Annotated in this window: 19 protein-coding genes; 8 read left to right on the top strand and 11 right to left on the bottom strand. The window is 68.8% G+C overall.

Annotated elements, in window-relative coordinates; all coding sequences use genetic code 11:
• Nucleotides 1-73 precede the first annotated feature (73 nt).
• Together aroA and cmk are read left to right on the top strand one after the other, a co-directional pair.
• Nucleotides 74-1,423 (top strand): 3-phosphoshikimate 1-carboxyvinyltransferase, encoded by a 1,350-nt coding sequence (gene aroA / locus F6X53_RS00595; protein ID WP_150996140.1) that lies wholly within the window; start codon nt 74-76, stop codon nt 1,421-1,423.
• 8 nt (nt 1,424-1,431) lie between these two features.
• Entirely contained in the window at nt 1,432-2,058 is a 627-nt protein-coding gene (gene cmk, locus F6X53_RS00590; RefSeq protein ID WP_150996138.1) for a (d)CMP kinase, read from the top strand.
• Here cmk and hrpB read toward each other — a convergent pair.
• On the bottom strand, nt 2,055-4,532 hold the full coding sequence (gene hrpB, locus F6X53_RS00585; RefSeq protein ID WP_150996136.1) for an ATP-dependent helicase HrpB: 2,478 nt from the start codon (nt 4,530-4,532) through the stop codon (nt 2,055-2,057). The two genes, cmk and hrpB, sit on opposite strands and share 4 nt — an antisense overlap.
• A gap of 229 nt (nt 4,533-4,761) precedes the next feature.
• Here hrpB and F6X53_RS00580 point away from each other — a divergent pair, with 229 nt between their 5' ends.
• Nucleotides 4,762-5,049: a hypothetical protein gene (locus F6X53_RS00580; RefSeq protein WP_150996134.1), complete on the top strand. Its 288-nt coding sequence runs from the start codon at nt 4,762-4,764 to the stop codon at nt 5,047-5,049.
• A 122-nt stretch (nt 5,050-5,171) separates the two neighbouring features.
• On the opposite strand, the gene F6X53_RS00575 is transcribed toward F6X53_RS00580, so the two are convergent.
• Complete coding sequence (locus F6X53_RS00575; RefSeq protein WP_150996132.1) at nt 5,172-7,466, bottom strand: NADP-dependent malic enzyme; 2,295 nt, start codon at nt 7,464-7,466, stop codon at nt 5,172-5,174.
• A gap of 215 nt (nt 7,467-7,681) precedes the next feature.
• Between F6X53_RS00575 and mutS the strand changes: the two genes are divergently transcribed.
• The gene (mutS, locus tag F6X53_RS00570) at nt 7,682-10,390 is read left to right on the top strand and encodes a DNA mismatch repair protein MutS (protein WP_238296018.1); all 2,709 of its coding nucleotides are present in this window, start codon (nt 7,682-7,684) and stop codon (nt 10,388-10,390) included.
• 6 nt (nt 10,391-10,396) lie between these two features.
• On the opposite strand, the gene F6X53_RS00565 is transcribed toward mutS, so the two are convergent.
• Together F6X53_RS00565 and F6X53_RS00560 are read right to left on the bottom strand one after the other, a co-directional pair.
• On the bottom strand, nt 10,397-10,825 hold the full coding sequence (locus F6X53_RS00565) for a response regulator (protein WP_150996128.1): 429 nt from the start codon (nt 10,823-10,825) through the stop codon (nt 10,397-10,399).
• Between the two features lie 59 nt (nt 10,826-10,884).
• Nucleotides 10,885-11,979: a histidine kinase dimerization/phosphoacceptor domain -containing protein gene (locus F6X53_RS00560; protein WP_150996126.1), complete on the bottom strand. Its 1,095-nt coding sequence runs from the start codon at nt 11,977-11,979 to the stop codon at nt 10,885-10,887.
• Nucleotides 11,980-12,302: 323 nt separating this feature from the next.
• Here F6X53_RS00560 and F6X53_RS00555 point away from each other — a divergent pair, with 323 nt between their 5' ends.
• The 3 genes from F6X53_RS00555 (at nt 12,303) to F6X53_RS00545 (ending at nt 15,381) form a co-directional block, all read left to right on the top strand.
• Nucleotides 12,303-13,610, top strand: coding sequence for an AmpG family muropeptide MFS transporter (locus F6X53_RS00555; RefSeq protein WP_238296017.1), 1,308 nt, complete (start codon nt 12,303-12,305; stop codon nt 13,608-13,610).
• Nucleotides 13,611-13,708: 98 nt separating this feature from the next.
• Complete coding sequence (locus F6X53_RS00550; protein ID WP_373875849.1) at nt 13,709-14,620, top strand: EcsC family protein; 912 nt, start codon at nt 13,709-13,711, stop codon at nt 14,618-14,620.
• Nucleotides 14,621-14,724: 104 nt separating this feature from the next.
• Nucleotides 14,725-15,381 (top strand): MgtC/SapB family protein, encoded by a 657-nt coding sequence (locus tag F6X53_RS00545; protein ID WP_373875848.1) that lies wholly within the window; start codon nt 14,725-14,727, stop codon nt 15,379-15,381.
• Nucleotides 15,382-15,431: 50 nt separating this feature from the next.
• Here the strand turns inward: F6X53_RS00545 and ilvA are convergent, their stop codons facing one another.
• From ilvA to F6X53_RS00525, 4 genes are all read right to left on the bottom strand, one after another.
• The gene (gene ilvA / locus F6X53_RS00540; protein WP_150996120.1) at nt 15,432-16,967 is read right to left on the bottom strand and encodes a threonine ammonia-lyase, biosynthetic; all 1,536 of its coding nucleotides are present in this window, start codon (nt 16,965-16,967) and stop codon (nt 15,432-15,434) included.
• 91 nt (nt 16,968-17,058) lie between these two features.
• Nucleotides 17,059-17,406, bottom strand: coding sequence for a diacylglycerol kinase (locus F6X53_RS00535; protein WP_150996118.1), 348 nt, complete (start codon nt 17,404-17,406; stop codon nt 17,059-17,061).
• A 2-nt stretch (nt 17,407-17,408) separates the two neighbouring features.
• On the bottom strand, nt 17,409-18,476 hold the full coding sequence (locus tag F6X53_RS00530) for an AbrB family transcriptional regulator (protein ID WP_150996117.1): 1,068 nt from the start codon (nt 18,474-18,476) through the stop codon (nt 17,409-17,411).
• Between the two features lie 55 nt (nt 18,477-18,531).
• Entirely contained in the window at nt 18,532-19,500 is a 969-nt protein-coding gene (locus tag F6X53_RS00525; protein ID WP_150996115.1) for a LysR substrate-binding domain-containing protein, read from the bottom strand.
• Nucleotides 19,501-19,646: 146 nt separating this feature from the next.
• On the opposite strand from F6X53_RS00525, the gene F6X53_RS00520 reads away from it, so the two are divergent.
• Nucleotides 19,647-21,236, top strand: coding sequence for a catalase (locus tag F6X53_RS00520; RefSeq protein ID WP_150996113.1), 1,590 nt, complete (start codon nt 19,647-19,649; stop codon nt 21,234-21,236).
• Between the two features lie 230 nt (nt 21,237-21,466).
• On the opposite strand, the gene F6X53_RS00515 is transcribed toward F6X53_RS00520, so the two are convergent.
• From F6X53_RS00515 to F6X53_RS00505, 3 genes are all read right to left on the bottom strand, one after another.
• Nucleotides 21,467-22,663, bottom strand: a complete 1,197-nt coding sequence (locus F6X53_RS00515; RefSeq protein ID WP_244965500.1) for an MFS transporter — start codon at nt 22,661-22,663, stop codon at nt 21,467-21,469.
• Nucleotides 22,660-24,267, bottom strand: coding sequence for an apolipoprotein N-acyltransferase (gene lnt, locus F6X53_RS00510; RefSeq protein ID WP_425324672.1), 1,608 nt, complete (start codon nt 24,265-24,267; stop codon nt 22,660-22,662). Before lnt ends, F6X53_RS00515 begins: the two co-directional genes overlap by 4 nt.
• Before the next feature lie 65 nt (nt 24,268-24,332).
• Complete coding sequence (locus F6X53_RS00505; protein ID WP_150996111.1) at nt 24,333-25,475, bottom strand: CBS domain-containing protein; 1,143 nt, start codon at nt 25,473-25,475, stop codon at nt 24,333-24,335.
• Between the last annotated feature and the right edge of the window lie 20 nt (nt 25,476-25,495).

Genomic DNA, 25,495 nt, shown 5'->3' with positions numbered 1-25,495 from the left:
GCCGCCACGAGAGAGCAGGGCCGCACGCAACGTGCCGGCCCTGACCGCCCCAGCCCGTAAGAAGTTCTCGCCTGTGTCGCACGATTCCGAGCCGCAACCCCTCACCGCCTCGCCCGGCACCCCCCTGCGCGGTTCCCTGCGGCCGCCGGGCGACAAGTCGATCTCGCACCGGGCGATGATCCTCGGACTCCTGGCCATCGGCGAGACACGGGTGGAGGGCTTGCTGGAAGGCGACGACGTGCTCCGCACGGCCGCCGCCGCCAAGGCCCTTGGCGCCGGCATCGAGCGTCTGGGCGACGGGCGCTGGACGGTGCGCGGCGTCGGCATCGGCGGCTTGAGCGACCCGGCCGAGACCCTCGACTTCGCCAATGCGGGTACAGGCTCGCGGCTGATGATGGGCGTCGTCGGCGGCCAGCCCGTGACCGCGACCTTCGACGGGGATGCGTCCCTGCGCAAGCGCCCGATGCGCCGCATCCTGGACCCGCTGGTGCAGATGGGCACGCAGGTGCTGAGCGAGGCCGAGGGCGGGCGCGTGCCGCTGACATTGCGCGGCCCCCGCGAGGCGATCCCGATCACCTACGAGACGCCGGCGGCCTCGGCGCAGATCAAATCGGCAGTCCTGCTCGCGGGCCTCAACGCGCCTGGCGTCACGACCGTGATCGAGCGCGAGGCGACCCGCGACCACACGGAACGGATGCTGCGCCTGTTCGGTGCGGAGGTCCGCGTCACGCGTCACGGCGAGGGCGGGCATGGCCGCTCCATCGCGCTGACCGGCCAGCCGACGCTGCGCGGCACCGACGTGATCGTGCCAGCCGACCCCTCCTCGGCGGCCTTCCCGATCGTCGCGGCGCTCATCGTGCCCGGCTCGGAGGTCACGATCGAGGGCGTGATGATGAACCCGCTGCGGACGGGCCTCATCACCACGCTGATCGAGATGGGCGCCGAGATCGAGCGGCTGCGCGAGCGCGAGGAGGGGGGCGAGACCGTGGCGGATCTGCGCGTGCGGGCGAGCCGGCTCAAGGGCGTCGACGTGCCCCCTGAGCGTGCGCCCGCGATGATCGACGAGTACCCGATCCTGGCCGTCGCTGCCGCCTTCGCGGAGGGCACGACCCGGATGAATGGGCTGCACGAGCTTCGGGTGAAGGAATCCGATCGCCTCGCGGCGGTCGCGGACGGTCTCACGGCAAACGGGGTCGCACATCTGGTCGATGGCGACGACCTCATCGTCCACGGCGACGGCAGCGCCGCGCGTGGGGGTGGCACGGTGGCGACGCATCTCGATCACCGCATTGCGATGTCGTTCCTCGTGATGGGGCTCGCCACGCGCGAGCCCGTCACGGTCGATGACGGCGCCATGATCGCCACGAGTTTCCCAAGCTTCCTGCCGACGATGCGGATGCTGGGTGGAGTGATCCAAGGTTGAGCGCCCCGATGGTAATCGCGATCGACGGGCCCGCCGCCTCGGGCAAGGGCACGCTGGCGAAGCGCCTCGCGGCGCATTACGGCCTGCCGCACCTCGATACCGGCCTGCTTTACAGGGCCGTTGCCCTGACGATGCTCGATGCGGGCTTCCCGCTGGAGGACGAGGCCGCCGCCGCGCGCGCGGCCGAAGCCCTGATCGCGGACCGTCTCGCCGATCCGCGCCTGCGCGAACGGGCGATGGGGGAGGCGGCCTCGCGCATCTCGGCGGTGCCGGCGGTGCGCGCGGCGCTGCTCGCCTGGCAGCAGCGCTTCGCTGGAAATTCGCAGGGCGCCGTCCTCGATGGCCGCGACATCGGCACGGTGGTCTGCCCGGAGGCGCGCGTGAAGCTCTTCATCACCGCTGCCCCGGAAGAACGCGCGCGGCGCCGGCACCGCGAGCTCGAGGGACGCGGCGAGACGACCACATTCGACGCCATCCTGGCCGACATTCTGGCCCGCGACGCCCGCGACGCCTCTCGGGCGACCGCCCCGCTCAAGGCCGCAGCGGACGCGGTCATGCTCGACACCACCGAGCTCGATGCCGACGAAGCCTTCGAGGCCGCCCGGCTCGTGGTCGAGCGCGCACGCCCGCACTAGCTCCCGCGCGGCTTGACCCGGCGGGTCGGTGGCTCGGCAAGGGGATTCTCGGGCCAGGGATGGCGGGGATAGCGCCCGCGCATCTCGGCGCGCACGGCGCTCCACGAGCCCCGCCAGAAGCCCGGGAGGTCGCGGGTGATCTGGATCGGGCGCGAGGCCGGCGAGAGCAGGTGCAGGACGAGGGGGACGCGCCCTCCGCCGATCGCCGGGTGCCGATCGAGCCCGAAGAGTTCCTGGACCCGTACCGCAAGGGCCGGCTCTCCCTCGGCCGCGTAATCGACGGGGATGCGCGATCCCGTCGGCACCTCGACATGCGTCGGCGCCTCGGCCTCAAGGCGGGCCCGCAGCGACCAGGGCAGCAATCCGTGCAAACCTTGCGCGAGGTCGTCCGCCGTGATGCCGGCGAGGCCGGTCCGACCGAGGATCGCGGGCGCGAGCCATTCGGTCGCGCTGGCCACGAGGGCTTCGTCCGAGACGTCCGGCCAGTCCGGCCCCTCGGCGGCGCGCAGGAACCGGATCCGGGCGCGCCACTGGCTGAGCGCCGGTGTCCAGGGAAGCAGGTCGAGACCGAGCTCGGCGATGCCGCGGGCCAGAATCTCGGCGCTCGCGGCATCGGACGGGACCGGCAGCGTTCGCTCGCCGAGGCTGATCGCGCCAAGACGGCGGACGGCGCGCGCGCGCAATGCCCGTGCGCCGCGATCGAAGACGACGCTGGTGCCCGCTTCGATCCGATCCGCAAAAAGCGCCTCGATCGCCTCTGGCGTGATCGCCGCTGCGGCAAGGATGCGGGCATTGCCGGCTGCACCCGCGATGTCGGCCACGACGAGGTAGGCCTCGCGCGCGAGGGACGAGGCCGGATCGAGGCGGCCCGCGCGCCCATTCGCCATCACGAACTCGCCGTCGCGGCCTCGTGCCCGCGCCACTCGATCCGGGTAGGCAAGCGCCAGCAGCGCACCGGCTTCGGCCGCATCGACAGCCGTCCCGCTGCCGCCGGCCTGTCGCGCCCAGCCTTGGGCGAGGCGGCGCATATCGGCGGCCCGCGTGCCCCGGTCGCGGCCGAAGCGCTCGACCCGATCCGCGAGATCGACGCCGTCCCCGCCGAGGCCCCGCTCCACGAGGACGGCCGCGAGATCGGCGGCGGCGCGCGCCTGCCCCCCCTCCGCGGCACGCACCACCATGCGGGCAAGGCGCGGCGGGAGGGGAAGCGATCGAAGGCGCCGCCCAGTCGGCGTCAGGCGCCCATCCGGGTCGATCGCGCCGATCTCGCCCAGGATCGTCCGCGCTTCCATGAGCGCCGGGCCTGGCGGGGTGTCCAGGAATGCGAGGGTGGTCGGATCGGTGACGCCCCAGGCTGCCGAATCGATGAGGAGGCTGGCGAGGTCGGCGGCCAGGATTTCGGGCCGGGTGAAGGGTTCGAGCGCGTTCGTGGCCGCCTCGGACCAGAGGCGCCAACAGATGCCGGGTTCGGTGCGTCCCGCGCGCCCGCGGCGCTGGTCGACCGAGGCGCGCGACGAACGCGCCGTGACGAGCCGGGTCAGACCAATCCCGGGCTCGTAGACCGGAATTCGCGAGAGACCGGAATCCACCACGATCCGCACGCCTTCGATCGTCAGGGACGTCTCGGCGATGCTCGTCGCGAGCACGACCTTGCGGCGGCCCGGCGGGGCGGGCGAGACCGCGCGATCCTGCTCCCCCTGCGTCAGGGCCCCGTAGAGGGGCGCGATCTCGGTCGTGTCGTCGACGCGTCCGGCGAGCATATCGGCCACGCGGCGGATCTCGCCTTGACCCGGCAGGAAAGCCAGGACGGAGCCGGGATCGGCCCGCAGAGCCCGCAGGATCGCGTCGGCCATCGCATCCTCGATCCGGCGGTTGGGATCGCGCTCCAGGTGCCGGGTCTTGACCGGATAGGCGCGCCCCTCGGAGGCGATGACCGGCGCATCCCGGAGGAGGCGGGCCACGCGTGCGCCGTCGAGGGTCGCGGACATCACGAGGATGCGCAGATCCTCACGGAGCGCGCCCTGTGCGTCGATCGCGAGAGCGAGCCCGAGATCGGCATCGAGCGAGCGCTCGTGGAATTCATCGAACAGCACCGCGCCGACGCCCGACAATTCCGGATCGTCGAGGATCATGCGCGTGAACACGCCCTCGGTGACCACCTCGATGCGGGTACGGCCCGAGATCTTCGAGCCGAGGCGGACGCGCAGGCCGACCGTTTCCCCGACGCGCTCACCGATCGTCGCAGCCATGCGCTCGGCCGCGCCGCGCGCCGCGAGACGGCGGGGCTCGAGGAGGATGATCTTGCGGTTCTGAAGCCAGTCCGCATCGAGGAGCCGGAGGGGAACACGCGTCGTCTTGCCGGCGCCCGGCGGCGCCACAAGCACGGCGGCGTGGCCTGCAGCCAGCGCCGCGCCAAGCGCCGGCAGGGCAGCGTCGATCGGGAGGGGCGGGCTGCCCGAGCCGTCAGAAGCCTGCATCAGGCTGCCCGCGACGAAGGTTTAATGATGATGCAACTCCTGATTGAAAATACTTGTCAAAATGCAGTCTATCACAGAACCGTGATCGGCTACGTTTCTCAAGCCTTTTAAATCCCCCGTCAATTCCAGGTTCTAAGCTGTGTAAATCCAATCTATCCCTTGGAACATAAAGGCTTTCGGCGGTTTGTAGGCTCGGCGCGCCGCCGGCGCACCCGAACGGATGGACGGAATGACAAAGCTTGCCCTCACCTTGGCCGCCGGCGTGATGCTGTGCGGACTCGGCCTCTCCGCAGCCTCCGCTGCGCCTGCCATGCCGTCGGTGGGCCTGATTGCCAACGATGCCGGCGCCACGGAGGTGGTATATCGCAGGCATCACCGCTCGGTGCACCATCATCGTGCCTGGCGCCGGCACCATACGCGCAACCGGATGATGCATGGCGATCCGAATGCCCGGAACCCGGAGCGGCCGGGTTATGCCCAGCAGCGCGGCAACACCACGGGTGGTCCCCGCTACTAGGCCTTGCGGCCGGTGGGCGGTGCCGCCCCGTGACATCGGCGCGCCGTCCGCGTCCGGCTCAATCGTCCATCCCCGCATCCATGCCGGATGCGGGGATGATTCGTTACGGAAGCCAATCTCCGTCAGTTGCCGATATCGAAGGCCGCAAGCGCTGCCATGTTGACGAGGTCGGCATCGGTGGCACCGAGCGGCACGATCTGCACCGCCTTGCCGAGGCCGACGAGGAGCGGGCCCAGGACCATGGCGCCGCCGAGTTCCTGGAGCATCTTCGTCGAGATCGCGGCCGAGTGGAACGCCGGCATTACCAGCACGTTCGCGGGCTCCTTCAGGCGGCTGAACGGATATTGCGCCATCAAATCCTTATCGAGGGCGACGTCGGCCGCCATCTCGCCCTCGTAGGCAAAATCGACCTTCATGGCGTCGAGGATGCGCACGGCTTCCCGCACCTTCTCCATGCGCTCGCCCCGGGGATGGCCGAAGGTCGAGAACGAGAGCAGCGCCACCCGAGGCTCGGTGCCGAGCCGCCGCGCCGCGCCCGCTGCCTCGATCGCGATCGCGGCGAGTTCCTGCGCCGAGGGCATCTCGGTGATGGCGGTATCGGCGACGAGCACCGTGCGCCCGCGCGCGACGCAGACCGAAAGGCCGATGACGCGGTGGCCGGGCCGCTCGTCGATGACGCGGCGGACATCCTCCAGGGCGATCGAGTAACTGCGCGTCACGCCCGTCACCATGGCGTCGGCATCCCCCAGCGCCACCATGGTGGCGGCGAAGTGGTTGCGATCCTGGTTGATCAGGCGCTGGCAGTCGCGGAACAGGTAGCCCTGCCGCTGCATCCGCGCGTAAAGATACTCGGCATACTCGGCATTGCGGTGCGAGAGCGCGGCGTTGTGGATCTCGATGTTGTCGCGCTTCGACAAATCGATTCCCATGGCGCTCGCATTCTGCTCCACCCGGTCCTCGCGACCCACGAGGATCGCGGTGCCGAGGCCCTGGTTGGCGAAGCTGACGGCGGCGCGGATGACGAGCTCCTCCTCGCCCTCGGCGAAGACGACCCGCTTCGGGGCCTGGCGCACCTCCTCGAAGACCCGGTTGAGGATCCCGGCCACGGGGTCACGCCGGGCCGAGAGACGGTCCCGATAGGCGGCCATGTCGGTGATCGGCTTCCGGGCGACACCGGTCTCCATCGCGGCCTTGGCGACCGCCGGCGGCACCGTATGGATCAGACGCGGGTCGAAGGGGACGGGGATGATGTAGTCGCGTCCGAAGCGCGGACGCTCGCCCTGGTAGGCCGCCGCGACCTCGTCCGGCACGTCCTCGCGGGCCAGTTGTGCCAGCGCCTGGGCCGCCGCGATCTTCATCTCCATGTTGATCGTCGTCGCATGCACGTCGAGCGCGCCCCGGAAGATGTAGGGGAAGCCCAGGACGTTGTTGACCTGGTTCGGGTAGTCTGAGCGCCCCGTCGCCACGATGGCGTCGGTGCGGATCTGCCCGACCTCCTCGACGGTGATCTCGGGATCGGGATTGGCCATCGCGAAAATGATCGGATTCGGCGCCATCGAGCGGATCATCTCGGCCGAGAAGGCGCCCTTGACCGAGAGCCCATAGACGATGTCGGCACCCGACAGAGCCTCCGCGAGGGTGCGCGTCTCGGTGCGCGCCGCATGCGCCGATTTCCACTGGTTCATGCCGTCCTGGCGGCCCTCGTAGACGACGCCCTTGGTGTCGCAGAGGATGACGTTGTCCTGACCGAAGCCCATCGCCTTGAGGAGTTCGATACAGGCGATGCCGGCGGCGCCCGCACCGTTCACCACGAGCTTGGCTTGCCGGATATCGCGACCGGTGAGGTGCAGGGCATTGATGAGGCCGGCGGTGGCGATGATGGCGGTGCCGTGCTGGTCGTCATGGAACACCGGGATGTCCATGATCTCGCGCAGCCGGTCCTCGATGATGAAGCACTCGGGTGCCTTGATGTCCTCGAGGTTGATGCCCCCAAAGGTGGGCCCGAGATAGCGCACGCAGTTGATGAAGGCCTCGGGGTCCTCCGTTCCGACTTCCAGATCGAAGGAATCGATGTCGGCGAAGCGCTTGAACAGCACCGCCTTGCCTTCCATGACGGGCTTCGAGGCGAGAGCGCCGCGGTTGCCGAGCCCGAGAATCGCGGTGCCGTTCGAGATCACCGCCACGAGGTTGCCCTTGGCCGTGTACTCGTAGGCCTTGGCGGGATCCTGCGCGATCGCGAGCACCGGCACCGCGACGCCCGGCGAGTAAGCCAGCGACAGGTCGCGCTGGGTGGCCATCGGCTTCGTGGCCACCACCTCGAGCTTGCCGGGCCGCCCCTGGGCGTGGAATTGCAGCGCCTCGTCATCGGTGAAGGTCGGGCGTTTGGCGCGCTTCGGCTGGTTCTTCGGCTCTGTCATCGGGTGCTCCTCTCAGAGAGGCCGCCTATCGATTGTGCAAAAGACACTCAAGCCTGCGCCTGAGTTGCCGGGTTACAGGGCCGGCGCTCCGTCGATCCCGCACCGCATCCTTCTCCCCAGACAAACCGGTCAGCCCGCCTGATTCGCGCCCGAGGCTCTGTTATGAAGGCCCCATGGCTCAAGCTGCTGCTCGATCGATCGCGAAGGCCGGCGCCATGCCGGCGGAGGACGTGGTGAGGGCGCCCGCGCCTGACCGGGGCGCCACGCCCATGATGGCGCAGTATATCGAGATCAAGGCGGCCAATCCCGATTGCCTGCTGTTTTATCGGATGGGCGATTTCTACGAGCTGTTCTTCGGCGATGCCGAGATCGCCTCGCGGGCATTGGGCATCGTGCTGACGAAGCGCGGCAAGCATGCGGGCGCCGACATCGCCATGTGCGGCGTGCCGGTTGAGCGCTCCGACGATTATCTCAATCGCCTGATCGCACTCGGCCACCGCGTCGCCGTCTGCGAGCAGACCGAGGATCCGGCCGAGGCCAAGCGCCGCGGGCCGAAATCCGTGGTCCGCCGCGAGGTCGTGCGCCTCGTGACACCGGGCACGATCACGGAAGATCGCCTGCTGGAGCCGGGCCGGGCGAACCTTCTGCTCGCCATCGGCCGTCGCAAGCTGTCCGAGGACGCCTACGCGTACGGACTTGCGGCCGTCGACATCTCGACGGGCCGGTTCTCCCTCAGCGAGGTTCCCGGCGTCGAACTCGGTGGTGCCATCGCGCGCCACGACCCTCGGGAGATCGTGCTCTCCGAGACGATTTACGCCGATCCGATCCTCGCGCGGGTCTGGCAGGACGTGACGGCCCCGGTCACCCCCCTGGCGCAGGGCGAGCTGGAGCCCCACGCGGCCGAGCGCCGCATCAAGGCGCAGTTCGGCGTCTCGACGCTTGAGGGCTTCGGGACCTTCACGCGGGCCGAGATCGCGGCCGCGGGCGCTGTCCTCCTCTACATCGAGCGGACGCAGATCGGCGCGCGGCCACCGCTTAACCCGCCCACCCGGGAGGCGAATGGGGCGACGCTCGCGATCGACGCCGCGACCCGCGCCAACCTCGAACTCACCCGGACGCTTGCCGGCGCGCGGACGGGCAGCCTGCTCGACGCGATCGACCGGACGGTGTCGGCGAGCGGCGCGCGTCTGCTGGCCGAGCATCTCGCCGGTCCATTGATGGAACTCGGCGCCATCGCGCGCCGGCACGAGGCCGTGGCCTGCCTCGCGGAGGACCATGTCCTGCGCCGCGCGGCGCGCGAGGCGCTGGCCCGCGCGCCCGACCTCGCCCGGGCGCTGTCCCGCATCGGGCTCGGACGGGCGGGTCCGCGCGACCTCGCGGCCATCCGCGAGGGGCTTGATGCCGCGACCGCGATCGCGGGTCTGCTCGCTGGCGCGGAGGCGTTGCCGGCGGATCTCGCGACGCTCGCCGAACACCTGCGCGCGGCCGATCCGGCCTTGGTCGCGCATCTGCGGGCGGCACTTGCCGACGAACTGCCCTTGAGCCGGCGCGACGGCGGTTTCGTGCGGAGCGGCTATCACCCCGAGATCGACGAGGCCCGCCTTCTCGGCCAGGATTCGCGAAAGGTGATCGCGGCGCTCCAATCCCGCTACGCGGAGGAGACCGGCTGCCGGACGCTACGCATCAAGCACAACAACATGCTCGGCTACTACATCGAGGTGCCGCAGGCGGTGGGTGAGGCCTGCCTGAAAGGGATCCTGCGCGAGACCTTCGTGCATCGGCAGACCATGATCGACGCCTTGCGCTTCACGAGCGTCGAGCTCGGTGAGTTGGAGACGAAGATCTCGGGGGCCTCCGACCGCGCCTTGGCCCTCGAAGCCTCGGTCTTCGACGATCTCGCGGCTCAAGTGCTGGCCCAGACCGAGACCGTGGCGCGGGTGGCCGAAGCGCTCGCCGGCCTCGACGTCGCGGCGAGCCACGCCGAGCTGGCGGTGGAGCAGAGCTGGACACGACCTCGCGTCGACGACAGTCTCGCCTTCCATGTCGAGGGCGGTCGCCATCCCGTCGTCGAGGCGGCCCTGCGGCGCTCGGGCGAGCCCTTCATCGCCAATGATTGCGACCTGTCAGGCGAGGGGCGCGGCCGCATCCGCCTGATCACCGGGCCCAATATGGGCGGTAAGTCGACCTTCCTGCGCCAGAACGCGCTGATCGCCGTGCTCGCTCAGATGGGCGCCTTCGTGCCGGCCGCCAAGGCGCATCTCGGGCTCGTGGATCGCCTGTTCTCCCGCGTCGGCGCGGCGGACGATCTCGCCCGCGGGCAATCGACCTTCATGGTCGAGATGGTGGAGACGGCGGCCATCCTGAATCAGGCGACCCGGCGCTCCCTGGTGATCCTCGACGAGATCGGGCGCGGCACCGCGACTTTCGACGGTCTCTCGATTGCCTGGGCCTGCCTGGAACAATTGCACGAGGCCAATGCCTGCAGGGCCCTGTTCGCCACCCATTTCCACGAGCTGACCGCGCTGAGCCAGCGCCTGTCCCGTCTCGACAATGCGACTCTTAAGGTCGCCGAGCACCGGGGGCAGGTTGTGTTTCTCCACGAGGTCGTCCCGGGCGTCGCCGAGCGCTCCTACGGCCTTCAGGTGGCGCGCCTTGCTGGATTGCCCGCGAGCGTGATCGCCCGGGCCAGTGCAATCCTGAAGGGGCTGGAGAAGGCCGAGCGCGAGCGGCCCTCCCGGCCCAGGATCGACGATCTGCCGCTATTCGCGAGCCTCGCCCCGCCACCACCTCCGCCGGAGCCGGCACCGGAAGCCGACGACGCCCTGGGTTTGCTCCTCGACACGATCGACCCTGACGCGATGACGCCGCGCGAGGCGCTCGACGCCCTGTATCGGCTCAAACGCGCGCGCGCGGCTAAGGACTGATTCCCCTTAAACCGGCGGCGCGAGGCTGAACCCGTCCGGGGTCTCGTGGGACGGCTTGCGACCGGAGCGATATTCCGCGACGTAGCTGAGGGCGCTCGCCACCACCCGCTCCGAGTAGGGCTTCGCGATCACCCCGATGGCGCCCGCGAAATCCTCCGGAATGCGCTTGCTGTTGGCGGTCATGAACAGAACCGTCGTGCGCGCATCGGCGCTGAGTGCCCGCGCCACGGCGACGCCGGTCGGCCCGTCGACGAGGTGGATGTCGACGAGTGCGACGTCGGGGATCGTCGAAACCCCGAGCGCGATGGCCTCCGACGAACTTGCCGCGACCCCGACGGTGACGTGGCCGAGATCCTCGAGAAGGTACTCGAGTTCGAGTGCGATCAGGACTTCATCCTCGACCACGAGGATGCGCAAAGCGGGCTCAGCCGTCATAGCACCTCCCCGAATTCATTCGTTGCCGGCCTCATGCGGCGCGCGCGTGAGGAGGCATCTCAATCCGCGCGGTCCAGAGGGATTGTGATCTCGACGCGTGTGCCCGGGAAAGCCTCGTTCCAGGCGATGGTGCCGCGCAGCTGACGCACCACCATCTCGACGAGACTATGCCCGAAGCCCGCAGGATTGACCGGGCCCGCCGCGATGCCGATTCCGTCGTCTTGGATCAGCAGGCGCAAGCCGCCATCGTCACGCTTGGCTGTGATCGACACCCGGCCGCTCCGCCCGTTCGGGAAGGCGTGGCGAACTGCATTGGTGGCGAGCTCGTGCATCATCAAAGCCAGCGGTGCCGCCATGGCGGCCGAGACGGCGATCGAATCGACCTCTGCCTCCACCGTCGTGCGGTCGGAATCTATTCCGGCCGTCAGGTCGGCCAGGAAATCGTCGGCGAATTCCCGCAGGTCGAAGCGCGTCACGTCGCCGGCGGAGTACAGCATGCGGTGCGCCGTCGAGAGCGCACCGACGCGCTCGGCCATGCTCTGCAACGCGTCGCGGGCTTCACCCTCTGGCGTCCTACGCGCCTTGAGCAGCATCAGCGACGAGATCACCTGAAGGTTGTTCTTGACCCGGTGATCAACCTCATGGAGCAGCGCCGTCTTCTGCTCCAAGGCCGCCTGCAGGTCGGCGGTCCTGACATCGACGAGGCGCTCGAGCTCGTCGTTCGTGCCGCGCATCGCCTGCTCGTAGCGGCGCTTGTCGGTCATGTCGGCTTGAGCCGCGAAGAACCACGCCACCTCTCCGGTCGCATCGCGCACCGGGCAGATCGTCATGGCGTTCCAGAACGCGGAGCCATCCTTGCGATAGTTGAACAGCTCGCACTCGATCTTCTCAGCGGAGGTGACCGCGTCACGCATCCGGCGAACCTCGCCCGGATCGGTCGCCTGTCCCTGCAGCATCCGGCAATTGCGGCCGTAAAGCTCGTCGCGCCGGTAGCCCGTGAGAATGAGGAACGCGTCGTTCACCCAAAGGATCGGATTGTCGGCGCTTCGCGCGTCGGTGACCACCATCGGCGTCGGGCTCGCACCGAATGCCGACGCGAAGACGCCGTCTTCAAGGCCGACTTCTTGCAGCGCCCGTTTGTCGTCGTCCGTCATGCCGCCGACCGCACTTCCGTCCCCTGGCCGTCCGCGTCCGAAATTTCCGCGAGGCGATATTCACCGTCGGCGTCAACGCTGCCCCGGGGTGCGAACAGGATTGGACCGACCGAGTTCCACTCGGATAGGGCCTGTCCACCGCGAAATTGACGGACGCATGTTAAGATTTCGTCGAGCATCTTCCCCCAGGCCCTCCCGGCCAAAACCCGTACCCCGCGACTCGAAAACAGGGCGCAAGACTGCCATGATTTTTGCGGACCAAGGCGCAAAGGCCTGAGGAGTTCCATCGCATGCCCGCTTCTGTTGCGCGCAAGAAACTCCGCATGCGCGATATCCTCGAGGATCGCCGCATCGGCCTGATGCTGGCGCTCGGCTTCGCCTGCGGCCTCCCGATCCTGCTCGTCTTCTCGACACTTTCCGCTTGGCTGGCGACTGCGGGGATTCAGCGCACCAGCATCGGCCTGCTCTCCTACGTGTCCTTCGCCTACTCGCTCAAGTTCCTCTGGGCCCCCGTGATCGATCGCCTCGACCTGCCCGTGTTGGCGGGCTGGCTCGGACGGCGCCGGGCCTGGATGGTCCTGTCTCAGCTCGGTGTCGCGGCCGGACTGATCGGCATGAGCCAGGGAGATCCGGCGGAATCGCTGAGTTTCATGGTGATCTGCGCCCTGATCACCGCCTTCGCATCGGCCACGCAGGACATCGTGGTCGACAGCTGGCGCATCGATGCCGCGCCCACGGAGCGCCAGGGCGTGATGCTCGCCGCCTACCAGCTCGGCTACGCCATCGCGCGGGCCTTCGCGGGAGCGGGAGCCCTCTACATCGCGCAAGGTGCGGGCTGGTCACTCGCCTACGGGGCGATGGCGCTCCTCATGCTGACCGGCCTCATCGCGTCGATCCTGGCTCCGCGCCAGGACCCCGCTCCAGTCCCGGAGGAGCACCGCTCGTTCAGCCGCACGCTTCAGATCGCGGTCGTCGAGCCCTTCGGGGACCTCGTGCGCCGCAAGGGCGCACGCCTGATCCTGATCCTGTCCCTGATCATGCTGTATCGCCTGCCGGACATCATCTCCGGCGTGATGGCGCAGCCCTTCTACATCGAACAGGGCTTCTCCCTGACCGAGATCGCCAATGTCACCAAGGTCTATGGCGTCATCATCGGTGTCGCGGGAGCGCTCGCGGGCGGCTACGCGGTGATCCGCTTCGGTCTGCAGGCCTCGCTCTTATTCGGCGGCATCGCGGCGGCAGCCTCGAACCTGATGTTCTCCTGGCTCGCGCTCAACGGGCACGATACGGCGCTCTTCGTCGCCAGCATCTCGATCGACAATTTCGCGGGCAACTTCGCCGGCACGGCGCTCATCGCCTACATGTCGAGCCTGACCTCCTCGGCCTTCGTGGCGACGCAATACGCCCTGCTCTCCTCACTCTACGCCCTGCCCGGCAAGTTCGTCGGCGGCTTCTCGGGCTACATGGTCGACGCGCTCGGCTATCCGAAATTCTTCGCGGCCTCCGCGGCGATCGGCATCCCGGTGGCACTGCTCTGCCTCGCCCTGATCGCCCTGCGGGAGGGAGTCGCCGAGCCCGAGGAAGCGACAGCGGCGCTGCCCGAGGAGGAGGCCATCGCCGCCAAGGCTTGAGCGAGGCCGGAACCAACAGCGAACCATGGCGCTTGCTTTGACCGGCGCTCTCCACCGCCGAGCAGGATGATTTGCAAGGGACGTCCAACGTGAGCGACATCACCCTCGCCGGCGAGACCCTCCCGGCTTCCATCGACAGCGACACCCGCCCCCTCAGCGAGAGCGACCTCGCGGCGCTCCGGCGTGCGGTGCGCGCCCTGGAGCAGCCCGGGCTCGCCGCGCGCCTCTCCGCGGCGGCCGGTGCGCCGCTCGACATCATCGGACGATCCTTGCCCGCGCCCGTCACCGAGGCGGTGGCCCGCTCGACCGAGACCGCCATGCGCGGCGCGCTGCGCGTAGCGCTGGCGACCTTGCCCAAGAAAGAGATCGTCACGGACGGGACCGAGGTCGCACCGATCAGCGCGACGCGCACCGGCCGCTTCGCACGCCTGTTCCAGTCGAGCGAATTGAACCACAAGGCGCTCGCCGCCATCTCGGGCGCCGTCGGGGGAGCGTTCGGCCTCGCGACGCTCGCGGTGGAACTTCCCCTCTCCACGACGCTGATGCTCCGCTCGATCGCCGAGATCGCCCGCGAAGAGGGGGAAGAGATCGAGACGCCGGAAGGGGCGCTCGCCTGCGTGCAGGTCTTTGCGCTGGGCGGCCGGGGCAGCGAGACGGGGCTTGCGGAGAGCGGCTACTTCGCGGTTCGGGCGGCTTTGGCCAAGACGATGGCGGAGGCCGCGCGATATGCTGGCAGCCGTAGCCTCGTGGAAGAGGCTGCGCCCGCGCTTCTGCGCTTCACCGCCCAGATCGCTGCGCGCTTCGGCGTCGTGGTCTCGCAGAAGGTCGCGGCTCAGGCGATCCCGATCCTCGGGGCTTTCGGGGGCGCGGCCGTGAACACCGCGTTCATGGATCATTTCCAGTCGACCGCGCGGGCGCACTTCACGGTGAGGCGGCTCGAGCGCAGCTACGGCAAAGCGACGGTACGCGCGGCCTACGAGGTCGAGAAAGCTGCCCTGAGCTCTGTCTGAGATAGGCGCAAACCCGCTTTGGTGGCCCGCGCTTCGGCGTCCGTTCGAACGGTCTCTCCCGGCGCTGAAACTGTGGGAGGTTCACTCTGCTCGGTAACGCGGAGATGATCGGCCGTCTCGCCTTGGCGGCTGTGCTCGGCAGCATCATCGGTCTCGAGCGGGAACGCCTGCTCTGGGCCGCGGGCCTGCGGACGCACATGCTCGTTTGCGTCGGCGCATGTCTGTTCATGCTGGTCTCAACCTTCGGATTCTTCGACGTCATCACCCACGAGCACGTCGTCCTCGACCCGTCCCGCGTAGCCGCCCAGGTCGTCTCGGGGATCGGCTTCCTCGGCGCGGGAACGATCCTGCTGCGGGGCGAGGTGGTGCGCGGCCTGACGACCGCCGCGAGTCTCTGGGCGGTCGCGGCTATCGGCCTCGCGAGTGGCGGCGGCCTCTACGTCCCGGCCATCGCCACGACCGGAATGGTGTTCGCGATCCTGGCGGGCATCAAGCCGATCGAGGAGCGCTGGCGCGCACGATCACAGGCGCGAGCACTTCGCATCACGGCCCGCACCGGATCGCTCACCCTCGACGACGTGCAGGAAGCGACCGGGCAGCCGCTCTCGCGGGTCAAGCAATTCGTCGTGCAGCCGGGCCCGGAGGGTGCGGAAGACATCCGGATCGCCTTCACCCGCCTGACCGCCGGACATCTCGAGGCGATTGCCGCGCGCCTGCGCACGTTTCCCGGGGTCGAGAGCGTCGAGATCGAGGACGGCTAGCGACCCCCCGACGCCTGACCCGAAAATTGGTCGGGCGGTTGCGCTCGGGGTCAGGTGAGCGCCGGTGTGTCCGAGCCGTTATCGAGGAACAGCCGGTAGGCCGGATTGTCGGTCTCGTCTGTGCAGGGATAGCCAAGTTCATCCACCGCCGCGTGGAAGCGGGCACGCTCGGAGACCGGAACCGTGATGCCGGCCAGGACCCTTCCGTAATCGGCGCCGTGATTGCGGTAATGGAACAGGGTGATGTTGAAATCTTCGCCGAGGCCATCGAGGAAGCGCATCAACGCACCGGGCCGCTCCGGGAATTGGAAGCGGTAGAGGCGCTCGTCCCTCAGGCCGGTCGCCCGCCCGCCGACCATGTAGCGGATATGGACCTTGGCCATCTCATTGTCGCTCATGTCGAGGACGCGATAGCCGCCGTCGCGCAGCGACGCGATGAGGGCCCGCTTCTCCGCCAGGCCGCCCGGCAGGTTCACGCCGACGAAGATCTGCGCCTCGGCATCCTTGGCGTAGCGATAATTGAACTCCGTGATGGCGCGGGGGCCGAGCGTGCTGATGAAGGACCGATAGGCGCCCGGCCGCTCCGGGATCGTCACGCCGAGCAGCACTTCGCGCTGCTCGCCGATCTCGGCGCGCTCGGCGATGTGGCGCAGGCGGTCGAAATTGAGGTTTGCGCCGCTGGAGATGGCGATCAGCGTGCCGATGCCACCCTCGCGCTCGGCGTAGAGTTTGGCGCCCGCGAGCGCGAGGGCGCCCGACGGCTCCGACACGGCGCGCGTATCGTCGAAGATGTCCTTCACGGCGGCACACATGGCATCGGTATCGACGGTGATCACCCCGTCCAGATGCTCGCGGCAGAGGCGGAAGGTCTCCTCGCCGGCACGGCGCACCGCGACGCCGTCGGCGAACAGGCCGACGCTGTCGAGGGTCGTGGGCTCGCCGGCGGCTAGTGCCGCGGCCATGCAGGCGGCATCGTCGGGCTCGACACCGATCACCTTGGTCTCCGGCCGCAGGTACTTGACGAAGGTCGCGATGCCCGCCGCGAGGCCGCCGCCGCCGATGGGCACGAAGATCGCTTCGATCGGGCCCGTATGCTGGTGCAGGAGTTCCATGCCGATCGTGCCTTGACCGGCGATCACCTCGGCATCGTCGAAGGGATGTAGGAAGGTCAGTCCTTCCTCGACCTCGCGCCGCCGCGCTTCCGCCAGGGCCTCGTCGAAGGCATCGCCGTGCAGGATCACCTCGGCGCCCCGCGCCCGGCAGGCATCGACCTTGATGGCCGGCGTCGTGCGCGGCATCACGATCACAGCGCGCACGTTGAGCTTGGCCGCCGAGAGCGCCACGCCCTGGGCATGATTGCCGGCCGAAGCGCAGATGACTCCGCGGGCGAGCTGCTCCGCGTCGAGGCTCGACATCTTGTTGTAGGCGCCGCGCAGCTTGAACGAGAAGACCGGCTGCAGATCTTCGCGCTTCAATAGAATCGGTCGCTCGTACCGCGCGGTGAGGCGCGGCATCGGATCGAGCGGACTCTCGATCGCGACGTCGTAGACGCGGGCAGTGAGGATCTTGCGGATGTAATCGGTCACGGGCGGAAGCGATCGTTTCGCGGATACGAAGTTCAGGTCTCCGCCCGAGATAGACCTTCGGGCGGCCGGATGCGAGCGCCCGGCGGGCAGGTCAGCTCAGACGATCGATCAGGGCCGCGATCCAGACCAGTGCGGCCAGCGCCTGCGCCAGGAAGGTGCCCGCCGATGCGAGGTCCTTGACCGTGCCGATGCGCGGATGCCGATCGGGATGGAGATGGTCGCAGAGCTTCTCGATGGCGGTGTTCAGGAACTCGGCCGCGAGCATCAGGAGCAGGCTGGCGATGAGCCCGACCCGCACCCAGAGACCGGAACCGAGGATCAGTGCCACGGGCACGCCCAGCGCGAGGAGGACGAGTTCCTGGCGGACGGCGCGCTCCGTGCGGGCCCCGTGGAGTAGGCCGCGCCAGGAATTCAGGAAGGCGACGATCAGCGCGTCCATGGTCAGCCTGCCTCGGGGGTATCCGGCGGCGCAGCGCGCGCGACCCATTTCGCCAGCAACGGGCCGGTGATCAGCACCACGAAGAGGCGCAGCGTCTGGACGGCGAGAACGAAGGAGACGTCGGCCTTCGAGCCGACCGCGATGATCGCCACGGAATCGAGACCGCCCGGGCTCGTTGCCAGGAAAGCGGTGAGGAAGTCGATTGGCAGGATTCGGGTGAGGCCGAAGGCCCAGCCGGCACAGAGCAGGATCACCGCCACGGTCGCAACGAGGATGCCCGGCAAGGCATGGAATGTCTCGCGCAAGGTCTCGCGAGTGAAGCGCAAGCCCACGTACCAGCCGATCGTCGCATAGGCGGCATCGAGCAGCACGGGCGGGAGAACGATGCTCGCGAGCCCTGTCGCGTGCAGGCCGGCGCCGAGGATCATGGGGCCGATCAGCGCCCCGGCCGGCAACCGGAGCGCGAGCGCGATCCCGGCGCCGATCACCGCGACACACAGCGTCGTGAGCACCGAGATGGGCGCCAGAGCCTGCGCCGGCATCGTCCCGGCACTGCTCGCCGCCACCGGCTCGGTGAGCAGCCGCGCGACGACCGAGGCCGACAGGACCACCGCCGCGACGCGGACATATTGCATGAACGCGACGAGGCGCGGATCGGACCCGTATTCCTCGGCCATCGCCACCATCGCGGCGGCCCGGCCCGGCGACGAGCCCCAGGCGGCCGTGGTGCCGGGCAGGACGCGCATCCGCGTCAGAACGTAGCCAACGATTCCGCCGGCCAGCACGGTCACGAGAACGACGAGCAGGATCAGGAAGCCGTCATCCAGGATCGTGCCGGCGATCTCGGGATTGATCGCATGCGCGACGAGGCAGCCGATGAGCGCCTGCGCGCCCTGGAAGCCGGGCTTGGGGACGCGCAGCGGCGCGCCGCGCACGCCGAACGCGATCGCGGCGAGCATCGGCCCGAGGAGGAGAGCAGCGGGAAAATGGGCGGAGGCCAAGCCGTAGGCGAGGAGACCTGATGCGGCAAGCAGAGCCGCCCAGAGGCCGAGGGTCTTTGACACGGACAAGGGGACCGTTCGAATTCTCGCGGGCCGCGCCGGGGTACACCCGCATCGGGCGGCGCTACACCGGATCGGCCACGCTGTCACGGGGCCGCGCGGGCGCGGCATCCTCGACACGGCAGGCGGCGGTGTTGGGTGGGGCATGCGCCCGGAAGAAGGCGGCAAGATGCTGCAGCCCTGCCGCGCGCGGATCGCTGGAACGCCATGCCAGGGCGATGGTGCGCCCCGGTCCATCCGCGTCGAAGCTGCGCGTGACGATGAGGCCGCTGGGATCGGGGCCGGCCGGCAAGGCCAGCGCCGGCAGCAAGGTATAGCCCGCCCCCGCCGCCACCATCGAGCGAAGGGTTTCGAGGCTCGTCGCATGGCGCCCGGCGGAACTGCTTGCCCCACAGGCGGCCACCGTCTGGTCACGCAGGCAATTGCCCTCATCCAGCAGGAGGAGGTCAGGCCCGGCGATGTCGGTCGCCCGGAGCGCACCGCCGCGGGCGAGGGCATGGTCGGCCGGGCAGGCCAGCCAGAACGGCTCGACGAAGAGCGGCGAAATCGTCAGCCCCGATGGCGGCAGCGGAAGCGAGACCAGCGCCGCATCGACGCGCCCGTCGCGCAATCCTTCCAGGATTTCGGCCGTGCGCGCCTCGCTGAGGGCCAGAGACAGGAGCGGAAATTCCTGCCGCAACAGGCGAAGGACGAGGGGGAACAGATAGGGGCCGAGGGTCTGGATCGCCGCGAGGACGAGGCGGCCGGTCAGGGGAGCGCCACGGCCCTCGCTCGCCAGGGCAAGCAGGCGCTGTGCTTCCGCCAGGACCGCGCGGGCCTGGCGCACGATGATCTGACCGGCGGGTGTCAGGAGCACGCGCCGGTTCGAGCGCTCGAACAGAACGAGCCCGAGGGATTCCTCCAGCTTTCTCACCTGAACACTGAGCGTCGGCTGGCTGACGTTGCAGCGCTCGGCGGCGCGTCCGAAGTGATTCTCGTCGGCGACGGCGACCACATATTCGAGGTCGCGAAGGGACAACCCGGCGGCATTCATAGTGCGCGTCTATCACAGTCTTTGTAACGATGCATTTGCCAGTGGGTCGCCTCCCGGTCATAACGGCACCCCAGAACAGTTCCAGGAAGGCGGCCTCGTTTCCGGCTGCCGCGACCGAACCCAAGAATCTTCACGAGGTGAGACGCATGAGCGAGCAACGTCCCATTCTGACGACCCGCCAGGGCCATCCGGTCCGCGACAACCAGAGCACACGCACGGTCGGCGAGCGGGGGCCCGCGACGCTCGAGAATTACCAGTTCATCGAGAAGATCACGCATTTCGACCGGGAGCGGATTCCCGAGCGCGTTGTGCATGCTCGCGGCGCCGGCGCGCATGGCTGGTTCGAGGCTTACGGCAAGATCGGCAACGAGCCGGCCTCCAAGTACACCCGCGCTCGCGTCCTCAACGAGACCGGCGTCAAGACGCCGATGTTCGTGCGGTTCTCCACCGTGGCCGGCGCCAAGGAGAGCCCGGAGACGGCGCGGGATCCGCGCGGCTTCGCGGTGAAGTTCAAGACCGTCGATGGCAACTGGGATCTGGTGGGCAACAACCTCAAGGTCTTCTTCATCCGCGACGCGATCAAGTTCCCCGACATGATCCACGCGTTCAAGCCGGACCCGGTGACGAACCGCCAGGAGGCGTGGCGCTTCTTCGACTTCGTGGCGCAGCACCCCGAGTCGATCCACATGGTGACGCACCTCAAGTCTCCCTGGGGCATCCCGGCGAATTACCGCGAGATGGAGGGATCGGGCGTCAACACCTACAAGCTCGTCAACGACCAGGGCGAGGCGGTGCTCTGCAAGTTCCACTGGGAGCCGAAGCAGGGTGTGCGCAACCTGACCTCGGGCGAAGCTGAGGCGATCCAGGCCAAGAACGTCGGCCACGCCACGCAGGATCTCTACGACAACATCAATGCCGGCAATTTCCCTGAGTGGGAATTCTGCGTGCAGATCATGCCAGACGGCCCGAACGACCACCTGTCGTTCGATCCCCTCGACGACACCAAGCTGTGGCCGGTCGACCAATTCCCCCTGCTGCCCGTCGGCCGCATGGTGCTGGATCGGGTGCCGGACAACTTCTTCACGGATGTCGAGCAATCGGCCTTCGGCACGGGCGTGCTCGTGGATGGCATCGACTTCTCGGACGACAAGATGCTTCAGGGGCGCACGCTGTCCTATTCGGACACGCAGCGCTACCGCGTCGGCGCCAACTACCTGCAACTGCCGATCAACGCGCCGCAGCCCGGCGTGAAGGTCTACTCGAACCAGCGTGACGGCCAGATGGCCTACAGCGTCGATGGATCGGGTCCGAACCGGCACATCAACTACGAGCCGTCGACGCTCGCCGAGGGCCTGCGCGAGGCGCCGAAGCCCGCGAAGGAATACCACCAGCCGGTGGAGGGCAAGCTCGGCCGCTACCAGACCAGCCGCACCGAGGACGACTACGCTCAGGCCGGCGTTCGCTACCGCTCATTCCAGGACTGGGAGCGCGACGACCTGATCGCCAACCTCGTCGCCGACATGAAGGAATGCCCGGAGCCGATCCAACTGCGGATGATTTGGCACTTCTGGCACGCGGACGAGGATTACGGCCGTCGGGTTGCCGAGGGTGCTGGGATCGACTTTGAGAAGGCCAAGGCTCTGCCGCCGCTGCCGGGCCGCGCCGCTCCGGGCAAGCGCCTCTCGTCCAACACCTACACGGATGGGTCGCAGGCTCATCAGGTCGCCGCCGAGTAAGCCCCAGGCCTGAAGCCGCGATTTGATTCGATGCCCCGCACGGTTCCGAACCGTGCGGGGTTTTCTTTTGGCGTCGGTCCTGAAGGCGGGCGAATCCGCCTGCGTCCCTATCGATGGCCTACGGTCACCGATCTCGCTCGAAGCGGCGCAACGGAAGATGCGTCGCGCATGAATGCCGTCAGCCTCGCGCCGCGCTTCCTCGATGCAAGATCAGGCGCCTGCTCCCGCGCTCAAGCCGGCACGCCGACCAGCCGGTTCCGGCCGGCGCCGAGACCGCAGAGCATGCCCGCCGAGGCGATCGCGCAGAAGAGCAGCACCGACAGCGTCCAATCCTTGCCGACCTCGTGGGCGAGACCGAAGCCGAGCGGGCCCAGCGCGGCGATGCTGTAACCGACGCCCTGCGCCATCGCCGAGAGTCCCGCTGCGCTCGCGGCGTCGCGGGCGCGCAGGACGATGATCGTCAGCCCTAGCCCAAACGTGCCGCCGAGGCCGAAACCGAGCGCGACCGTCATCGGAGCCACGAGCGAAACCGGCGCGTAAACCACGCCGAGGAATGCCGTGAGTGTGAGAAGAATCAGCCCGACCGCGTAGGCGCGCTGATCCCCGGCTCGCGCCGCGAAAGTCGGAATCAGAAGGGCGGACGGTGCCTGCCCGATGCTCATCAGCGAGGCCATGAACCCCGCCTCGATCGCGCTGAGGCCGCGGCTCTGCAGCAGCGCCGGAATCCACCCGAACATGATGTAGGCGAGCGAGGATTGCAGGCCCATGAAGCCCGTCACCTGCCATGCGAGCGGGTCGCCCCAGAAACGGGCTCTGCCCTTTGATCGCGCCGCCGCGGCAAACATCTCGGGGCGTTCTCGGACCGCGAAGGGCAGCCAGGCCAGGGCCGCGGCGAATGCCGGAACGGCCCATGCTGCCAGAGGCAGGGCCCAGCCGGCTTCGAGAGCATCCCGCAGCGGCACGGTCAGCCCGGCCCCTGCCGCGGCGCCCAGGCAGAGCACACTGGTATAGAGTCCCGTCATCACGCCAACCCGCCCGGGAAAATCGCGCTTGACAAGACCGGGCAGAAGCACGCCCGCGAGGCCGATCCCGGCGGCCGAGAGACAGGCGCCGAAGAAGAGCGGGCCGAGACCGCCGACGGCCCGGCTCGCCAAGCCCAGCGCCACGATGAGGATGGCGAGGAGAATGCCCCGGTCGGCGCCGAAGCGCCGGATGGTCGCGGGTCCGGCTGCGCTGGCGAGCCCGAGGAACAGGACCGGAAGCGTCGTCAGAATCGCCGCGCCGGTTGCGCTCAAGCCGGTCTCCGCACGGATCGTCGTGAGCAGCGGGCCGACCGTCGTGAGAGCGGGGCGCAGATTGAAGGCCACCAGCATCACGCCGAGCCCGGTCAGGATCGGGCCCGGCGGCGCGCCCGCACCCGGCCTCACGCCCGCCGCCACGCGCCGAGTGCGCAGAGGAGGGCGGCCATCAGCATGGCCAGGAACGGCCAGTCGCCGAAGCGGGCATAGAGAGGCGCCGGCTCGATTCGGGTTGGGAGATCCGCGTCGAGCACGGCTTCCTTGTCGAGGGGCAGGCTTGCGGTGACGCGACCATACGCGTCGATGACGGCCGAGATGCCCGTATTGGCATCGCGCACGAGCGGCAACCCTTCCTCGACGGCGCGCAGGCGCGCCTGAGCGAGGTGCTGGCGTGGGCCCGGCGTGTCCCCGAACCAAGCATCGTTCGTGACGTTGAGGATCAGTCCGGGGCGCGCCGCCGAACCGGCCGTTCCCGCTGGCACGACGGCTCCCGGGAAAATCGCCTCGTAGCAGATGGTCGCGGCGGCGGGCGGGAGGCCCGGCACTTCCAGGATACGCTGTCCGGCTCGGCTCCCTGCGGAGAATCCGCCCGGGATCGACACGAACTGGCGCAGACCGATCGCCCGCAGCAGCGCGTCGAGAGGGGCAGGCAGATACTCACCGAAGGGCACGAGGTGAACCTTGTCGTAGGTATCCGAGATCCGGTTCGGCGGCTCGATCGTCATGATCGCGTTGAAGAAGCGCAGGCGTTCTCCCGGAAGAGGCTCCTCGGCACGCGCCGCCCCGGTGATGAGGTGCTGACCGGATTGAAGTGCGCCGCCGACCTTGGCGAGAGACCCGGGGTCACGCTGAATCAGGAACGGGAAAGCGGATTCCGGCCAGATGATATGCGTCGGCAATACTCCGCCGGCCTCGGGCGGCCGCTGGCTCAACTCGATATAGCGGTCGACGATGTCGGCGCGGTTCTCCGGCCGAAACTTCGCGTCCTGCGGCAGGTTCGGCTGGACCAAGCGAAGCCGTACACCCGGCACTGTCGCCTCGGAACCAGCGGGGACGCGATACGCGCCGAAAAGCATCAGGCCACCGAGGGCGAGGGCAGCGAGCGCCGTCGGGCCGAAGCGCCGAAGCGCACCGCCTTCCGTCGCCAGCGTCGCGGGGGCGGCGCAGACGAGGACGGCGATCAGCGTGAGACCATAGAGGCCGACGAGGCAGGCCGATTGCGTGAGCCACAGGTTCTGCCCGAGCGCCATCCCGAGGGTATTCCAGGGAAATCCCGTAAAGAGATGGCCGCGCAACCATTCGGCCGCGGAGATGCCGACGGCGAAGCCGCAGATCCGACCCGCGCCGGACGACCAGAGCAGGCGGGCCGCCGCGAAGCCTGCGCCGAAGAACAGGGCGAGCACGGCCGGCAGGCCGACGACGCCGAGCGGAAGAGCCCAAGCAAACTCGTCGGCCTCCACCAGGAAGGCCGAACCGAGCCACCAGAGGCCCGCCGTCAGGTAACCGAAGCCCCAGGCCCAGCCGACCAGGGCGCAGGGCAAAAGCGTTCGCCACAGGCGTGGATCGCCCCTCGCCGCGCCATCCATCAGCCAGACCGCGGCTGTCAGGGACACGACGAGTGCGGGCAGGACGCCGAAAGGCGGCATCGCCAGGGCGCCGAGGGTGCCGGCCAGAAATGCCCAGGTCAGGCGCCCCCAGCCCCGTTGCGCGGCAAACCACGCGCGCAAGCGCAACAGCGCGCTCCCCGCACCGGAGCCCTCTCGGGTCACGGAGCGGGGTTGAACGTTCAGAGCGGTCGTCACGGGCCGTGCGTCTCGGCCGCGGACGTGCTGTTCTTCGGCGGAGGCGGCAGAGCCAGCGGGACGATCGCCGCGATCTTCGCGGGACCCCGATGCAGGCGAAGACGCTTGAGGCGACGCGGGTCGGCGTCGAGCACCTCGAACTCGAGATCGCCTGGTCCGGCGATGAGTTCCCCACGCGATGGCACGCGGCCTGCGAGCGTCACGATCATACCGCCGATCGTATCGATCTCCTCGGCCATCTCCCCGACGGCAGCGACGAGGTCGACTCCCGTGGCTTCCGAGACTTCCGCGAGGTCCGCGCGGGCATCGGCCACGAAGACCTCGGCGTCCCCCTCGACCCGTTGAATGAGGCGGCCTTCCGCGACGTCATGCTCGTCTTCGATGTCGCCCACGACCATCTCGATCAGATCTTCGATCGAGATCAAGCCATCGGTGCCGCCATACTCATCGATGACGAGGGCCATGTGCGTGCGCGTCGCCTGCATCCGCACCAACAGGTCGATCGCCGGCATCGAGGGTGGGACGAACAGGACCGGGCGTTGAATTCGGGTGGCGGCAAGTGTCGTGGAGAGATCCACATTGCCGAGGTTCAGCGCGCGAAGCGCCCGGGTCGGGTTGCGCCGGGTGCGCGCCGCCGGCGCGGCAGCCGCTCCTGCTTCGGTCGCGGCCGGAGCTTGTGGCGCCGCTCCGTTGGAGGCGCGTCGGCTTCCGGCCTCGGCCTTCGCGGCGATATGGTCGACGAAATCGCGGATGTGGACCATGCCGCGCGGGTCGTCGAGGGTCTCGCCGTAGACGGGCAAGCGGGAATGTCCGGCGGTTCGGAACAGCTTCAGCAGGTCGCCCAGGGACGTCTCGATCGAGACCGCGACGATATCGGCTCTCGGAATCATCACGTCGTCGACCCGCACCTTGTGCAGCCCGAGGACGTTCTTGAGCATGGCGCGCTCAAGGGGTGAGAAGGCATTCTCTCCGGAATCCGGCTCGGCGAGCGCATCCTCGATATCGTCGCGCAGCGAATCGCGCGGTTTCAGGTGAAGGGCCTGAAGCAGACGATCGTACCAGGGCTCACGGGCGCCGGTCTCGCCGTCCACGGAACTGAGCGCGGCCTGGGCCGCGCCGCGACTTCGATCGTTCGTCATGTCTCTCGGATCTGGGATAT

The organism is Methylobacterium soli (genome assembly GCF_008806385.1).
In the GTDB taxonomy this organism is placed as follows: domain Bacteria; phylum Pseudomonadota; class Alphaproteobacteria; order Rhizobiales; family Beijerinckiaceae; genus Methylobacterium; species Methylobacterium soli.
Note: the sequence above shows the minus strand (reverse complement) of the source record. Positions and strands in the feature narration are given on the sequence as shown.

Excerpts from the sequence above, each read along its gene's own strand:
- cmk (WP_150996138.1), top strand. The coding sequence starts at position 1,432 with ATGGTAATCGCGATCGACGGGCCCGCCGCCTCGGGCAAGGGCACGCTG.
- hrpB (WP_150996136.1), bottom strand. The coding sequence starts at position 4,532 with ATGCAGGCTTCTGACGGCTCGGGCAGCCCGCCCCTCCCGATCGACGCT.
- F6X53_RS00580 (WP_150996134.1), top strand. The coding sequence starts at position 4,762 with ATGACAAAGCTTGCCCTCACCTTGGCCGCCGGCGTGATGCTGTGCGGA.
- F6X53_RS00575 (WP_150996132.1), bottom strand. The coding sequence starts at position 7,466 with ATGACAGAGCCGAAGAACCAGCCGAAGCGCGCCAAACGCCCGACCTTC.
- mutS (WP_238296018.1), top strand. The coding sequence starts at position 7,682 with ATGCCGGCGGAGGACGTGGTGAGGGCGCCCGCGCCTGACCGGGGCGCC.
- F6X53_RS00565 (WP_150996128.1), bottom strand. The coding sequence starts at position 10,825 with ATGACGGCTGAGCCCGCTTTGCGCATCCTCGTGGTCGAGGATGAAGTC.
- F6X53_RS00560 (WP_150996126.1), bottom strand. The coding sequence starts at position 11,979 with ATGACGGACGACGACAAACGGGCGCTGCAAGAAGTCGGCCTTGAAGAC.
- F6X53_RS00555 (WP_238296017.1), top strand. The coding sequence starts at position 12,303 with ATGCGCGATATCCTCGAGGATCGCCGCATCGGCCTGATGCTGGCGCTC.
- F6X53_RS00545 (WP_373875848.1), top strand. The coding sequence starts at position 14,725 with ATGATCGGCCGTCTCGCCTTGGCGGCTGTGCTCGGCAGCATCATCGGT.
- F6X53_RS00535 (WP_150996118.1), bottom strand. The coding sequence starts at position 17,406 with ATGGACGCGCTGATCGTCGCCTTCCTGAATTCCTGGCGCGGCCTACTC.
- F6X53_RS00525 (WP_150996115.1), bottom strand. The coding sequence starts at position 19,500 with ATGAATGCCGCCGGGTTGTCCCTTCGCGACCTCGAATATGTGGTCGCC.
- F6X53_RS00520 (WP_150996113.1), top strand. The coding sequence starts at position 19,647 with ATGAGCGAGCAACGTCCCATTCTGACGACCCGCCAGGGCCATCCGGTC.
- F6X53_RS00505 (WP_150996111.1), bottom strand. The coding sequence starts at position 25,475 with ATGACGAACGATCGAAGTCGCGGCGCGGCCCAGGCCGCGCTCAGTTCC.